The following is a 15,168-nucleotide window of genomic DNA, read 5'->3' on the forward strand; positions in this document are numbered from 1 at the left end:
TCAATTAAGATAATTATTATGGCTCTGAATGCGCTGAATGCCATCTCCCCTATTGATGGTCGATACCGAAAAAAAGTAGAAAACTTAGCTCCTTATTTTTCAGAAGAAGCTTTGATTAAATATAGGGTTAGGGTTGAAATAGAATATTTCATAGCACTGTGCGAAATTCCCTTGCCCCAACTTTCGTCTTTCGACACATCCAAGTTTTTTGCGCTTAGAGACATTTATCAAAATTTTGATGCCCAAGACGCTACGGACATAAAGGAAATTGAAAAAACCACCAACCATGATGTTAAAGCCGTAGAATATTTTATAAAAAAGGCCTTTGATAGACTTGGATTGTCTTCGTTCAAGGAATTCATTCACTTTGGACTAACCTCTCAGGATATCAACAATACCGCTATTCCCCTATCAATTAAAGAAGCGATAAACGATGTATATGTGCCGAATACTTTAATGTTTTAAACAAATTGGAAGAATTGGCCAAAGAATGGGCCAATGTTCCTATGCTGGCCGTAACTCATGGGCAACCTGCCTCGCCTACGCGTTTAGGTAAAGAAATAGACGTTTTTACCGTACGATTAAAGGAACAGTTCAATCTTTTGAACGATATACCCAGTGCTGCTAAGTTTGGGGGCGCAACGGGAAACTACAATGCACACAAAGTCGCTTATCCTTTAATAGATTGGAAGGCATTTGGAGAAAAATTTGTTCAAGAGAAACTGGGATTACACCATTCGTTTCCAACAACTCAAATTGAACACTATGACCACATGGCAGCTTTGTTTGACACGTTGAAGCGTATCAATACCATAATCCTAGATTTGGATAGGGATTTTTGGACTCTACGTTTCCATGGATTATTTTAAACAAAAAATCAAGGCCGGGGAAGTAGGTTCATCTGCCATGCCCCATAAAGTAAATCCAATCGACTTTGAAAATTCCGAGGGGAATTTAGGAATTGCAAACGCCATTTTTGAGCATTTATCGGCAAAATTACCCGTATCCAGATTGCAACGCGATTTAACGGACAGTACAGTTCTAAGAAACGTTGGTGTGCCTTTTGCCCACACCATTATTGCATTTCTTTCTACACTTAAAGGCCTTAACAAATTACTATTGAACAAGGACAAGTTTGAACAAGATCTTGAAAATAACTGGCCGGTGGTAGCCGAAGCGATACAGACTATACTAAGAAGAGAGGGATATCCAAACCCATACGAAGCCTTAAAGGGACTCACTAGAACCAATGAAAAAATCAACCAGGAATCAATCGCTTCCTTCATTGATACTTTGGATGTTTCTGACGAAATCAAAAAAGAACTAAAACAAATCTCTCCAAGTAATTATACTGGGATTTAAAAAAAGGGCCGAAAATCATCGGCCCTTTTTGTTATTTGTTTATTTGCACTTCATGTGGATATGGAATTTCAATTCCAGCTTTGTCCAATGCTGCTTTGGTTCCTTCTATAGTGCCAAAATAGACATCCCAATAGTCTTCCGGTTTGCAATATGGCCTTACGACCGCATTTACAGAACTATCCGCCAATTCCGATACGTTTACGGATGGGGCAGGTTCTTTCAAGACTTTTGGATTTGCTTTGAGCATATCCAATAAAACCTCCTTCGTCCTTTTGATATCCGAGCCATAATCAACACCCACCACGGTATCCACTCGCATTTTACCTTCAGCGGTATAATTGATGATATTTCCATTGGCAATGGCCCCATTGGGTATAATGGCCAATTTATTTTGTGGTGTTACCAGCTTGGTAGTAAAGATTTCTATTTCTTTTACCGAACCCAGCACATCCTGCGCCTCAATAAGGTCTCCAATTTTATAGGGTTTGAAAATCATAATAAGGACTCCTCCTGCAAAATTGGACAGGACCCTTGCAGGGCAAGACCCACAGCTAAACCGGCGGCTGCTATTACGGCTGCCGGACTGGTAGTCTCCACCCCAAGAGTAGATATCACGGTAATTATCAAGAAAATCTTTAGCCCCCAGGAAACTAGGTTTACCAAAAATTTCTGTAGGGACTCATCATACGTGCCCTTTGCAAACATTTTTCTTACCGCCTTGATAATTTTTTTTATTACCCAGGCACCAAGAATATAAATTAAAATTGCCTTTAATAAAGGTACACCATAGGTTTCTACATAACCCATAATAGCATCCATAGATAAATTTTCCATAATAGTTTTCAGGTTTAATGGTTGATACTCTACTTATGATATGACCCTAATATACGTAGAAGGTCACAAATTTTTTAGGCTAAACCCCTAAAAAACAGAAAGTCCCATCTAATTTTACTAAGAAGGGACTTCAATTGTTTGGTAAGTTTTTTACCTAGCCTTTTAGAAAATCTCCAAGTGCGCCAAGACCTTCTCCTTTATAATCGGATTTCTGAACTGCCTGCAAAAGTTGCATAAAATGAGCTGGATTCATATCATTTCCCAATACTCGAATAAGTGCAAATCCCCTTTCGTCGTTATCACCATAAATGATCACCTCGTCAATGGCGTCATCATCACCTAAATATTTAATGGTCGCCCTACCAAATTCCGTATTCATCTTCATAAGTTCCGAATATACGTCATTGGAAAGTATGGCTTTGACCTGCTGCTTCTCAGCTTTATATTGAGTAGTATTTTCCTCGGTCTTCTTAAAGGCCAAAATATTCAGTTTTCTCAAAGACGACAAAGCCGTTCTTTGTGACTCCGTAAGACTGGCTTCGTCCAATTTTAATATACTGGTAGGCACATCCAAATGCAGGAAATTTGGATTTTCTGTATTATCAATATAATACTCCTGTAAACTCCGGGTTGAAGAACAAGAGCTGAGTAGAACTACCATTAAAATCGCCAGTATATTTTTTATTTTTTTCATATCATTTCCTTTAAATGGGTACAGGCAAACCATTCAATTTGCCTATACCTTTTCTAAAATTAAATACCTTACTTACTTCCACCGGCTTTGTTCAAGTCTTTAGGAAGATCCATTTTATTTGTTAGGGAACCTATTTTATTAAGGTCTATATCTCCTGTAAGACTCACCAATACCGTTTCCAATTTTCTTCCATTATGGCCAATTTCGACATTCTCCATACCGGAAACGAACATAAGCAATTCCGTTACATGGTTTTCGTTCTTTCCATTTTTAACGTAGAACTTAACGTTGACGTCCTTATCCTTTACTCGCATCAATTCCTCCAATTTAGAGCTTTTTAAATATTGTTTTACGGTTTTGGACATATCCATGGATACGCTTTCATCCTCGGTCATAAAGACCTTTACTCCCTGTAACCCTTTTGCTACCTCTACAAACTCTCTTGTTTCCTTGTCATTGTCCAGTTCTCCTATTTTGGAAACCAAATCTATCATTCCCTTGTTTACGATTACAGAACCTACATTGTCCATATCCTCGTACTTGTCAAAGATGGATTGTGAAAAGCCTAATGACGGTACAATAGCTACTAATAATATTACTACTAATTTTTTCATGACTGTTGTTTTTTGATTGTTAATGATGAATTATTGATTTTTGATTAATTACTTTTTTTGCTGGCCTTGCCCAATTGATCCCCTCCTGGTAAATCCATTTTATCAGTAAGTTTTGATACCGATCTAAGATTAATGTCTCCGGTCAAGGAAAGCAAAACCGTTTCCAATTTTTTGCCATTGATGTCTATATCCATATCCTTCATTCCGGTAACGAACATCAATAATTCCTTTACATGATCATCATCCTTTCCTTCCTTTACATAGAATTTTACGTTGCTATCTCCATCCCTTACGCGCATCAGTTCTTCAAAAGAGGAACTTTTTAGTCTATTGGCTACCCAACCATCCACATCTTTAGATATTGCGGGATCATCCGTGGTGATTACCTTGAAACTCGTAATAGAGTTTACTAGTTCAAAGAATTCCTTAGCTTCCGGGTCGTCAGAGTTTACACTCATTTTTCCGAGCATTTGGAACATTTTAGGCTGCATGGCCACAAAGGTCACCTTGTCGTTGTCCTCGTACTTGTCAAAAATATCCTGGGCAACTGAAAAATAAGGTGCCAAGGCCAAGACTACTATAAATACTATCTTTTTCATGTTTTTGTTTATTATTCTTGTTATTAAAATTTAACCTAACTCGTTTTACTATTTCCTTTTAAATTATAATTACTCTTTCGTTAAAAATTTGCTGGTATTCTTTTCAAATTCTTCCAAATGGTACAATTGCTCTGTTCCCTTGTTAAAGTTCATGGCCAGTAAGGCAAGTGCTTCCTGAGCGGAGGCAATCTCCTCTTGTGTATATTCATCTGCTAAGGAAATGGGCTTTGGAGTTGGATTATAAAAGTACAGACCGATGGTAAAAACCGCCACTGCTGCAATCGATGCCCATTTATAAAAATTGCCTCTAATACCTTTTGATTCTTGTGTCAAGGCCAGCTGTTTGGTAAAACGCTCTTCCTTGGCAGAGGCAAAATATTGGAACATAGGGGCATATTGCTCTAAATGTGCCGGGATATCCTCCCTTAAAAAATATTCCCTTAGCATTTTTTCCTCAGCCACCGTGGTGGTTGCTGTGAAATACTTTTCTACCAATTTTTCTATCTTATCCAATTCCATAACTATGTTTTTGAATTAATTTTTCTCTAACTGTTTTTCTTGCTCTTGAAAGCGCTACACGTATTGCAGTTGGTTTCATTCCCAAAAGCTCCTCTATCTCCTCGTACTCATATTGCTCCACATCCCTTAACTGAAGTACCATTTTTTGTTGTTCCGGTAACTCATCCATTATCCTTTCCACCCAACTAAGACTGTCCCTTGCCTCGACCTGTTTTTGCAGGGAAGAACTCCCTTCATCTCCATAATTACTGTGTACCAGTTTCAAGTTGCTTGCCTGTTTCGATTTTAATCGATCCAAACAAAAATTCTTTGTCATGGTCATGGCAAAAGCTTCTACGTTGTTGTAAGACTCCATTGCCTTTTTCTTAGACCAAAGCTTTAGCAAAATCTCCTGGGTGGCGTCCTCAGCTTCTTCGCTGGATACCAAAAGGCGTTTGGCCAATCGGTACAACTTATCCTTAAAGGGCATTACCACATTTAAAAATTCAGCTTGTTTCATTTCCGGTTTAGTTGTTCAAAATACCTTATCAAGGCTTTCTATATGGAAGACGACATTCAACGATTTTTGTTACAATTAATTTTTTTTTCGTCGCTATGTAAGTAAATTTAGGGGCTTTAGACTTATTTCTAAAAATTGCTATTATGTTCGCTGGTTCCATGTAGGCTATTGGTATGGTAGTTGCGACATCTTAAAAAAACCTTGTTATGAAAAAATATTTGCTTTTATTCCTATTCATAGGAATTCTAACCCAATCTTGTAAAAAAAATGACGACAACCCTATCATTGAAGAAGAGGTAGTTGAAGAGGAGGAGATTATTGAAGAGGATGTCGATATACAAGTACAAGACTTCTTGTGGCAAACTTTGAATGCCTATTATTTTTGGCAGGCGGACGTCCCTGTTTTGTCTGATGACCGTTTCGCAACCCAAGTGGAATATGAAACATTCTTAAAAGCAAATCCGGACCCGGAGAACTTTTTATTGGATGAGCTTATTTTTTCTGAGGACCGGTTCACATTTTACAGTGATGATTATAAGGAACTCGCCAATTTTGTCGCTGGAGTTTCAAAAAGTAACGGACTAGAGTTCGGGTTGGCTAGAATTGGAGATTCAGATGATGTTTTTGGTTTTGTTGAATATATAGTCAAGAACTCGGATGCATCCACAAAAGATATAAAAAGAGGAGACTTTTTTATAGGCGTTAATGGTACAAGGCTTAATGTTAACAACTATATAGATTTACTTTTTGGTGATAGTGACACATATACCCTCAATATGGCGGATGTTGAAAACAATACGATTTCAGAAAACGGCAAAGAGGTTACTTTAACAAAACAGGAAGGACTGGTAGAGGATCCCATTCTAGTGAACACGATCCTTAATATAGGTGATAGGCGAATTGGGTACTTAATGTATAATTTCTTTACACTGGACTCTGGTGATGCATTAAACCAAGTGTTCGCCGATTTCAAAAATCAAAACATTACAGATTTGGTTTTGGATCTAAGATACAACCCAGGTGGCAGAGGTTCTACCGCGGTAATATTGGCAAGTTTAATTCATGGATCAAATACCGACCAACTCTTTTTTAAAACTACTTATAATGCTAAGATAGAGGCGCAGTTTGAGCCAGGAGAATTGGAAAATAATTTTGTAAGCACTACAGGAACCGCCAATGGTGGCATGAATGCCATGTTGAACTCATTAAATCTAAATCAACTGTATGTTTTGGCTACTGGAGCTTCCGCATCGGCAAGTGAGCTAATACTTGTGGGCTTGGAGCCTTATTTGGATGTAGTACATATTGGAACGACCACAGTAGGCAAAAACCAAGGTTCCATACTTTTTGTGGATGATCCAGAAAATGGAAATTTTTATGACCCGGAGAGGACGAACCAGATAAACCCGGATAACCAATGGGGGCTTCAACCAATTGTTAGCCAAGTTGAAAACAGTGCTGGATTTTCTGATTATGCAGATGGGTTAATTCCGAGACATTGAATTAGAAGAAGACGTTACCAACCTTGGTACATTAGGTGACCCAAATGAACCATTACTGGCAAGAGCCATTCAAGAAATTACTGGTGTTGGTGCCAAAAGAAGTTTTGAGGTGGCTATGCCTGCAAATCTTATCTCAAGCTCCAAACTCTTTGATGATCGTAGGAGTGCTCTCATCCTGAATAATTTAAAGGGTGCGCCAAAAAATATAGTAAAGGAAATAAATTGAGATATTTCTAGTTCTTCCTTATATGAGAATTAAAAAGTTTTTGCCCCTGATTTTTGCTGTCGTGATAATTTCCTGTTCCAAGGACGAGGAATTAACCGTACCAAAAACAATAGACCCCCTACCCTCGGCAAACGTTCCCGTACAGGATTTTATGTGGAAAGCCATGAATTTTTGGTATTTCCGGCAGGCCGATGTCCCCGATTTGGGAGATAACCGGTTTTCAGATTCGGAGAGCTATACTTCGTTTTTGCAATCTGAAAATGACCCAGGGGCGTTTTTCGACAATAAATTATTGTATATCCAAGATAGATTTAGCTTTTATAATTCCGATTATAGGGAATTGACCAATTCCCTAGCTGGAATATCAAGAAGCAATGGACTTGAATTTGGACTGGTTAGAAAAGCCAATAGTGAAGAAGTGTTTGGTTATGTACGGTATATTATTCCAAATTCTGATGCCGCCACCAAAGATATTGAACGCGGAGACCTGTTTACAGGTGTCGATGGAACAACATTGACCATAAATAATTATGTGGATTTACTTTTTGGGGAAAACAATACGTATGTACTGAACATGGCCGATTTTGTCAATGGAGACATCATACAGAATGAAATTGAGGTATCCTTGACCAAAGAGGAAGCCCTTGCAGAAAATCCTGTATACATTTCCAAATCCTTTGAAATAAACGGAATCACAATTGGATATCTCATGTACAACCAATTTACTAATGAATATGATGATGACCTCTACGAAGCTGTTTTGGGACTTAAAAATTTGGGAATTACCGAATTGGTAATCGATTTACGATATAACCCCGGCGGATCTGTAAATACTACACGTGCATTGGCAAGTATGATTTATGATACTAATACGGACAATCTGTTTCTTAAAAAGAGGTATAATGATAAAATACAGGATCAATTAACAGAAAGCCAGTTGGAGGTTTATTTTACCAATAGGGTTGGGAGCACCACCATAGAGCCTGCGGGGCTTAGTAAACTTTATGTCCTTACCTCGGCAAGTTCGGCTTCTGCCAGTGAATTGCTCATAAACAGTCTTGAACCTTATATAGATGTGGTACAAATTGGGGATGTTACTAGGGGAAAAAATGAATTTTCTACTACTTTGGTTGATGATCGTGAAAATTCCTATTTGTACACTCCTACAAGGGTAAATAAAATTAACGCCAACAATCAATGGGCCATACAGCCACTTTTGGGAAGAAATGAAAATGCGGACGGTTTTTATCAGTATACGGATGGTTTGGTTCCGAGATATAACGTTAAAAGAGGATTATGGAAACTTAGGGATTTTGGGTGACCTCAACGAACCTCTTCTCGCAAGGGCCATTCAAGAGATAACGGGTGCCACCGGCAAAAGGGATTTTACAGTAGAGCATCCTATAGATATTATGACCAGTTCTAAAATGTTCGATCCTTTCAAGGATAAAATGATTGACGATACTGTTTATGAATTGCATTTATCCCTTGATTAAGGAATTACAAAAAGAGTAAAAAAGGCGGCTTAATAGCCGCCTTTTTTATTACAGTTTTAAACTCATACCTATCCTAAAATTCCTTCCCCTCGTGGTATAATTTAATATTTCGGTATAACCCTCATTCCATAAATTATCTATAGAGCACATTAGGCTAAAACGGTTATTTAGTTGATGTTTGACATATAAGTTAAAAAGTCCGTATGGCTCCAAATCCACATTCGCAAACGTATTAAAATCTGTATCCTGGCGCTTAGACAGGTGCTGATAGTGTACGGACACATAAGTCTTTTTAAACCATGTATATGCTACCTGGGCATTCCATTTATGTTTGGGAATCCGTAAGGCCAAATCGGTATCAGAAGCCGCAATTGTGTAGTTTGCCGCCACTAGAAAATCTTTTATGGGGGTGGCTTCAATCTCTACTTCTACCCCATCTATTTTTATGGATTCCTCCAAATTTTGATACTGACTTTCAAAAGTCTCGGGATTAATCACCACATAACCTATTCTTCCTTCCTCTTTTCGATTAAAATAAACGGTGCTGAACCGTAATATATCCGATACTTTGTATTCAAGACCACCTTCCAAAGTGGTGTTTTCTTCTCGTTCAAGTCTTGTATTGGCCCCAAAAGGCCCATATAGCTGGGACAAATTTGGTGCAATATAAGAAGTGGCAAAGGAGCCCAGGAATTTTAGATACCCGCTTTTTGTTTGCAACCTATATGATGGATTAAAGTTATAGATCCAATGATTGCCATACTCGCTGTGGTTGTTTATTCGTGCACCAGCGTTTACATTGAATCCAAAATCACTTACATAGACGACATTCAAATAAGGATCAATGTTTTTGGCCTTAACCGCTTGGGTAAATTCTGTTTGGCTATTGACCATATTTAAGCCAACGATAGTATAGAAAGAATCATTAAAGGTGTATTTGTTGAAAAAATCAACCACAAAGGACTTGGAATCATATAAATTGGGAAAATCCGAGATGAATTCCCTTGTTACTTGATTAAAGGCGGAATTAAAGTGTACACTTCCGTTTTTATAAGAAAAGGTAGTGGCCAAACCAAATCGGGATTGTTCGCTATTAAAATGAAAGTCGGCATCTTCAACAGGGTATCCATTATCATAATCGGACTTTAATTTATTGTAATAAGCCGAAGCTTCCATTTTGAATCTTTTTGAATACTCGTAACCGACCTTAAAATTTCCATCAATTCGTGAAAATGCATCCGATTCCTCCCCGATGGCCGCGGAAAGTCCATCTGTGAATTGATTTCCCCCGGAAGCCAAAAAAGTAAGGCCCCTTTTTTTACTTGTAATAGTAATATTGTTGGAAATATCAGAAATTTCATTACTCCGATTCGTTTGGTCTTGGTTGGTTCCCCAAGTGGAAACAGCTTCCAAATGAATACCATCTTTCTTTGCTTTCTTTGTGGTTATGTTTATTACGGCCGTTGCTGCCGAATTCCCATACAGCGTGCTGGAGGCACCTTTGATAATCTCAATATTTTCAATTTGGGAAAGGTTGAGCAAACGCAGGTCATATTCCGCATTTACGTTAGACGGATCTGATACTTGTATACCATCTATTATGACTAACACTTGCCGGTTGTTACCACCTCTCGCAAAGACAGAAAGGTTTTGTCCAGCAAAACTTCGGACTCCATTAATTTCCAGGCCGCTTTTAGTGTTGATGATTTCGGCAATAGTACGTCCTTGATTTCTCTCTAATTCGGCTGCCGAAATTTTAACGACCGTTTTTCCCGAGTTTTCCCGTTTCAATGAAAAACGGGAATCACTTACCACAACCTCATCCAGTTCCTGTAGTTGAATGGAGTCTGTTTTAATCTGACCCATGTCAGAATTTTGCCCTTCTTGAGCAATCATTTTAGTGCATAGCAAAGCCAAAGCACCAAAACCTACCAAATTTTTGTACATTTTTTAATCTCTTATTCGAGCGAATAGTATGTCTGTCCCCATACGTAAACCTTTATCCCGAAAGTTTAACAATAGTTGTTTGAATATGGCAGGTCTCCTGACTTACATCTTGTTGTGTACCTTCCCGTTCCAAAAGTTATGGAACAGTGGTCTCGTAGATTACAACAAGTACCGATGACTCGGCTTAGTTTACAGTTGCGGGAACAGTTCCGGAATTTCACCGGATTCCCTTTTAATCAATGGGCCTCTTAAAATGGCCAATTGAACCAAAATTCAGAACGAAAGTAAGATTAATTTAATTAATCATGCTTTTTCTTACCCATTTTAATTGCCAACCAAATAAAACCGATAATAAAATGTAGTAACACAATGCCGGCAATGATGTAAATAAGAAGATTTGAATTACCGCGCATGGATTGAATTTTCTTTAAAGCTAGGTACTGAATTGTAAATAGAAAGTGACTTTTGTTACCTTGCGGGGATTAAATGATTCTCAAGTCCATCTCAACAGTAATGTCGACAAAAATTAGATTCCTCGTTTTATTAGTTTGCCTCGTAAATTGTAAGGATGTTCCTAAATCAAATGGAAGCAATGGTATTGACCGAATCGTTCCTATTCAATATGCAAAGGGCTTTACTGTAGAAAAGTCGGCTTCTGATATAACGGTAATTAAAATTACATCACCTTGGCCCAATGCCGAAACTGAATATACATACGCTTTGGTTCCCAAAGAAAAACTACCAACCATAACGTTGGATAATAATGGATATGATGCCATCATTGGGACTCCGGTTGAAAGCATAGTAGTAACCTCAACCACGCACATTCCTGCACTGGAATCTTTAGGGGTACTTGATAAACTTATTGGTTTTCCGGATACACAATACATTTCCTCAAAAAGTGCCGGAAGACTCATAGATGAAGGGAAAATAAAAGAATTGGGCAGCAATGAAACCTTGAATACCGAAATGGTGCTGGCACTTCAGCCGGAATTGGTTATAGGTTTTAGCATTAATGCCCGTAACAAATCCTATGAAAATATTCAGCAATCCAATATACCCGTGGTATTCAATGGGGATTGGACTGAAAAAAGCCCGCTTGGGAAGGCGGAATGGATTAAGTTTTTCGCTCCATTTTTTCATAAGGAAACCGTGGCCGAACAAATTTTTACAAAGATTGTAAACGACTACACTGAGGCTGTGGAAATTGCGAAAAAAGCCGAAACTACCCCAACCGTTATAAGTGGCGCCATGTATAAGGATGTGTGGTATCTACCCGGTGGTGAAAGTTGGGCCGCCCAGTTCATCGAGGACGCAAATGCAAACTATTTATGGTCAAACACCTTAGAAACTGGCAGTCTTTCCCTAAGCTGGGAAAGTGTCCTGGAAAAGGGACAAAATGCCGATTTTTGGATTGCTCCGGCCCAATTTACCAGTTATCGGGAGTTAGAAAAGGCAAGTGGCCATTATATGCAATTCAACGCATTTAAAAACAGGAAAGTGTATACGTTTTCAAAAGCCAAGGGTGAAACAGGAGGGCTGCTCTATTATGAGTTGGCACCCCAAAGACCTGACCTAGTGCTTAAAGACATTATCCATATATTTCATCCAAATTTATTAGAGGAACACAAACCCTTTTTCTTTACCCCATTGGAATAATTTGAGAACCACTCATACCCCATATCAACTATATTTTACGCTCTTGACAATTCTGTTGTTTTTGTGCTTTATGGTAAACATAAGTTTTGGTTCGGTCAGTATTTCTTTTTTGGATACTCTTAAAGCTTTATTTGGCTCGGAACTAACAAATCAGTCCTGGGAATATATAATTTGGAATTATAGGGTTCCAAAGGCAATCACGGCCATTTTGGCTGGAGCTGGGTTGGCCCTAAGTGGTTTATTGATGCAAACCCTCTTTCGAAACCCATTGGCTGGGCCTTTTGTCCTTGGCATCAGTTCTGGAGCAAGTTTGGGAGCTGCTATTCTTATCATGGGCTTTTCCCTTTTTACGGGCCTATTGACCTCATCACTAATAAATGACGTTTCCATTGCCATTGCTTCTAGCATAGGGAGTTTTGTGGTGTTGTTCCTGGTCATTGGTATAGCGAGCAGAATTAAGGATACCATGGCCCTGTTGATTATTGGGTTAATGTTCGGCAGCATCACCGCAGCTATAGTAAGTGTGCTTTCCTATTTTACGAATGCAGAAAGTTTGCAGCAGTATGTGTATTGGACCTTTGGAAGTGTGGGAGGTCTTACGTGGACACAATTAATAATCTTAAGTTCCATGATTTTATTAGGCATCCTTTTGAGCGTCCTTGCCATTAAATCATTAAATGGATATTTACTGGGTGAAAATTATGCACGAAGTTTAGGGGTGAATCTCAAAAAATCACGCTTTATCATTATTATTTCTACCGGAATATTGGCCGGAAGTATTACCGCTTTCACAGGACCTATTGCCTTTATTGGATTGGCCGTGCCTCATTTAACCCGGCAAATTTTCAATACCACCAATCATAAAATATTGGTTCCAGCGGTACTTATATTTGGGAGTTGTATTTTATTGCTCTGTGATTTAGTTGCTCAACTACCTGGTCAAGCAACGGTTTTGCCCATAAATGCCATCACAAGTATCATTGGCGCACCAGTAGTCATTTGGCTTTTGATGCGAAAAAGAAAAATGATCTTTTAAACTAGAAGTTATCAAAAATACGAGGGAAGAACATAGCGTTTTGGAAGTCAAAGGTTTAAATATTGGCTATGGCAAAAAGATAGTTTGTCCCAATATCTCCTTTTCAGTAGACAAAGGAGAATGCACGGCTATTGTGGGGATTAACGGAGTCGGAAAGTCCACTTTGCTACGAACTGTTGGGAATCTACAATCTTCCTTGGGGGGAATCCTTCATATCGATGGCAAATCGGTTCGGGAGATGAAACCCCATCAGCTAGCCAAAAAAATTAGTTTGGTACTTACGGAACCTGTAGCTTCCAAGAACATGACTGTCCAAGAATTGGTAGCCTTGGGAAGGCAACCCTATACCAACTGGATTGGCAGTTTAAGCACGGTAGACAAGAAGAAAATAGTGGATGCCATAGAGGTATTGGAACTAAAGGAGCTAAAGAACTATAAATGTTTTGAATTGAGCGATGGACAATTGCAACGGGTGATGGTTGCCCGTGCCTTGGCTCAAGACACCGACATTATTTTGCTTGATGAGCCAACGACACATTTAGACCTTTTTCATAAGGTTCAAATTTTGAAACTGCTGAAATCGATTGCCCATCAAACAAAAAAAACAATTCTGTTTACCAGCCATGAGATTGAAATGGCCATTCAGATTTGTGATAAAATTTTGATACTCGACGGAGTGGAAAATCCTTTTGACGAACCTTGTAAACTCATTGAAAATAAGTCCTTTGAAAGCTTATTCCCTTCTGAAACTGTTCAATTTGATGGCACTACTGGTACTTTCCGTATTCAGAAGTAACGTGTATCTTTACTTGAGTATTTAATAAACATGAACGAGACACTACTATATATCATCATAACCGTACTTTGTTTGGGAATAGGCTTCTTTTTAGGCCATTATATTCAAATCCTAAAGACCAAGTCAAGCCAAAGTAAACTGGAAGAAGAAAATCGTCAGTTAGCACTTATACGGACCCAACTGGAAAATAAGAATTTGACCCTTGAAAACGAGCGGGAGGATATTCGTTTAGAGAAGGAGCGATTGGGAAATCAAATTGTTAGATATCAGGCAGATTTGGAAAACCTACAGTCGAAAAATTCGGAACAAAAAGAGGAAGTAGAAAAACTTCAGGAAAAATTCACCAAGGAATTTGAGAATCTTGCCAATAAAATTTTAGAGGAAAAAAGTCTGAAATTTACGGAACGCAACGAGAAGAACATCAAGAATATACTAAGCCCCCTAAACGAAAAAATACAACTATTCGAAAAGAAGGTGGAGGAAAGTCAAAAGGAAAACATCAGTATTCATTCTGCACTCAAGGAGCAATTACTGAACCTACAGACCCAAAACCTAAAGATCACCCAAGAAGCGGAAAACCTTACCAAGGCCCTTAAGGGAGATAGTAAAATGCAAGGAAACTGGGGCGAGTTGGTCTTGGAACGCGTTCGGAGAAATCAGGCTTGGAAAAGGACCGTGAGTATAGCGTGCAGCAAAGCTTCACAAGGGAAGATGGTTCTAGGGTGATGCCGGATGTCATCATCAACCTGCCCGATGGTAAGAAAATGATTGTGGACTCCAAGGTATCCCTTACGGACTATGAGCGTTATATAAATGCCGAAGAAGAATTCCAGGAAAAGTTTCTAAACGACCATATCAACTCATTGCGCAGGCACGTTGATCAATTATCCTCTAAAAAATATGAGGACCTGTATGAAATGGAAAGCCCGGATTTTGTACTTATGTTCGTTCCTATTGAACCAGCTTTTGCCATCGCTATAAACAACGATAATTCTCTATACAACAAAGCTTTTGAGCAAAATATTGTCATTGTTACGCCGTCTACCCTACTTGCTACGCTACGTACTATAGACAGCATGTGGAACAACGAAAAACAACAACGAAACGCCATAGAAATTGCCAAGCAGGCCGGGGCATTATACGATAAGTTCGAAGGATTTGTATCTGACTTGACCAAAGTAGGGAAAAAGATGGACGAGGCAAAGACGGAATACAAAGGTGCCATGAATAAATTGTTCGATGGTCGCGGCAATATTATCACTAGTATTGAAAAGTTGAAAAAAATGGGTGCCAAGGCCAAAAAATCGCTACCTGAACCCATTCTTAAAAGGGCCAAGGAAGATGATTTTGAGGAAGAACAGGAACCTAGATTAAATTTATAACCC

General features: G+C 38.7%; 12 protein-coding genes, 3 pseudogenes and 1 riboswitch. Of the genes and pseudogenes, 8 read left to right on the forward strand and 7 right to left on the reverse strand.

The genetic code is table 11. The features are described from left to right. Positions 1–18: 18 nt before the first annotated feature. Positions 19–1,362 (forward strand): annotated as a pseudogene (purB, locus tag NYZ99_RS10885) (adenylosuccinate lyase). Positions 1,363–1,393: 31 nt separating this feature from the next. On the opposite strand, the pseudogene NYZ99_RS10890 reads toward purB, so the two are convergent. The 6 genes and pseudogenes from NYZ99_RS10890 to NYZ99_RS10915 form a co-directional block, all read right to left on the reverse strand. Next, positions 1,394–2,181: pseudogene (locus NYZ99_RS10890) on the reverse strand (mechanosensitive ion channel family protein). A 169-nt stretch (positions 2,182–2,350) separates the two neighbouring features. Beyond that, positions 2,351–2,890: a DUF4252 domain-containing protein gene (locus tag NYZ99_RS10895; RefSeq protein WP_260571166.1), complete on the reverse strand. Its 540-nt coding sequence runs from the start codon at positions 2,888–2,890 to the stop codon at positions 2,351–2,353. Between the two features lie 68 nt (positions 2,891–2,958). Next, positions 2,959–3,504 (reverse strand): DUF4252 domain-containing protein, encoded by a 546-nt coding sequence (locus NYZ99_RS10900; RefSeq protein WP_260571167.1) that lies wholly within the window; start codon positions 3,502–3,504, stop codon positions 2,959–2,961. 44 nt (positions 3,505–3,548) lie between these two features. Continuing rightward, positions 3,549–4,103 (reverse strand): DUF4252 domain-containing protein, encoded by a 555-nt coding sequence (locus tag NYZ99_RS10905; RefSeq protein WP_260571168.1) that lies wholly within the window; start codon positions 4,101–4,103, stop codon positions 3,549–3,551. Positions 4,104–4,172: 69 nt separating this feature from the next. Then, positions 4,173–4,622, reverse strand: coding sequence for a hypothetical protein (locus tag NYZ99_RS10910; protein ID WP_260571170.1), 450 nt, complete (start codon positions 4,620–4,622; stop codon positions 4,173–4,175). Beyond that, positions 4,609–5,121, reverse strand: a complete 513-nt coding sequence (locus tag NYZ99_RS10915) for an RNA polymerase sigma factor (RefSeq protein WP_260571171.1) — start codon at positions 5,119–5,121, stop codon at positions 4,609–4,611. Before NYZ99_RS10915 ends, NYZ99_RS10910 begins: the two co-directional genes overlap by 14 nt. A 206-nt stretch (positions 5,122–5,327) precedes the next feature. Here NYZ99_RS10915 and NYZ99_RS10920 point away from each other — a divergent pair, with 206 nt between their 5' ends. The 3 genes from NYZ99_RS10920 to NYZ99_RS10930 all read left to right on the forward strand — a co-directional run bounded on the left by NYZ99_RS10920 (position 5,328) and on the right by NYZ99_RS10930 (position 8,345). Beyond that, positions 5,328–6,623, forward strand: coding sequence for a S41 family peptidase (locus NYZ99_RS10920; protein WP_260571172.1), 1,296 nt, complete (start codon positions 5,328–5,330; stop codon positions 6,621–6,623). Between the two features lie 248 nt (positions 6,624–6,871). Continuing rightward, complete coding sequence (locus NYZ99_RS10925) at positions 6,872–8,170, forward strand: S41 family peptidase (RefSeq protein WP_260571174.1); 1,299 nt, start codon at positions 6,872–6,874, stop codon at positions 8,168–8,170. Continuing rightward, positions 8,163–8,345, forward strand: a complete 183-nt coding sequence (locus NYZ99_RS10930; protein WP_260571176.1) for a hypothetical protein — start codon at positions 8,163–8,165, stop codon at positions 8,343–8,345. The genes NYZ99_RS10925 and NYZ99_RS10930 overlap by 8 nt, the downstream gene beginning before the upstream one ends. Positions 8,346–8,393: 48 nt before the next feature. Here NYZ99_RS10930 and NYZ99_RS10935 read toward each other — a convergent pair whose 3' ends face one another. Continuing rightward, complete coding sequence (locus tag NYZ99_RS10935) at positions 8,394–10,292, reverse strand: TonB-dependent receptor plug domain-containing protein (protein WP_260571178.1); 1,899 nt, start codon at positions 10,290–10,292, stop codon at positions 8,394–8,396. 70 nt (positions 10,293–10,362) lie between these two features. Then, a riboswitch (cobalamin riboswitch) is annotated at positions 10,363–10,578 on the reverse strand. A gap of 227 nt (positions 10,579–10,805) precedes the next feature. On the opposite strand from NYZ99_RS10935, the gene NYZ99_RS10940 reads away from it, so the two are divergent. The 4 genes and pseudogenes from NYZ99_RS10940 (at position 10,806) to NYZ99_RS10955 (ending at position 15,165) form a co-directional block, all read left to right on the forward strand. Beyond that, complete coding sequence (locus tag NYZ99_RS10940) at positions 10,806–11,951, forward strand: ABC transporter substrate-binding protein (RefSeq protein WP_260571179.1); 1,146 nt, start codon at positions 10,806–10,808, stop codon at positions 11,949–11,951. A gap of 70 nt (positions 11,952–12,021) precedes the next feature. Then, positions 12,022–12,987, forward strand: coding sequence for a FecCD family ABC transporter permease (locus NYZ99_RS10945; protein WP_420845222.1), 966 nt, complete (start codon positions 12,022–12,024; stop codon positions 12,985–12,987). A gap of 40 nt (positions 12,988–13,027) precedes the next feature. Next, on the forward strand, positions 13,028–13,783 hold the full coding sequence (locus NYZ99_RS10950; RefSeq protein WP_260571181.1) for an ABC transporter ATP-binding protein: 756 nt from the start codon (positions 13,028–13,030) through the stop codon (positions 13,781–13,783). Between the two features lie 30 nt (positions 13,784–13,813). Next, a pseudogene (locus NYZ99_RS10955) lies at positions 13,814–15,165 on the forward strand (DNA recombination protein RmuC). Positions 15,166–15,168: the final 3 nt, after the last annotated feature.

Source organism: Maribacter litopenaei, assembly GCF_025244665.1.
Lineage (GTDB): Bacteria > Bacteroidota > Bacteroidia > Flavobacteriales > Flavobacteriaceae > Maribacter > Maribacter litopenaei.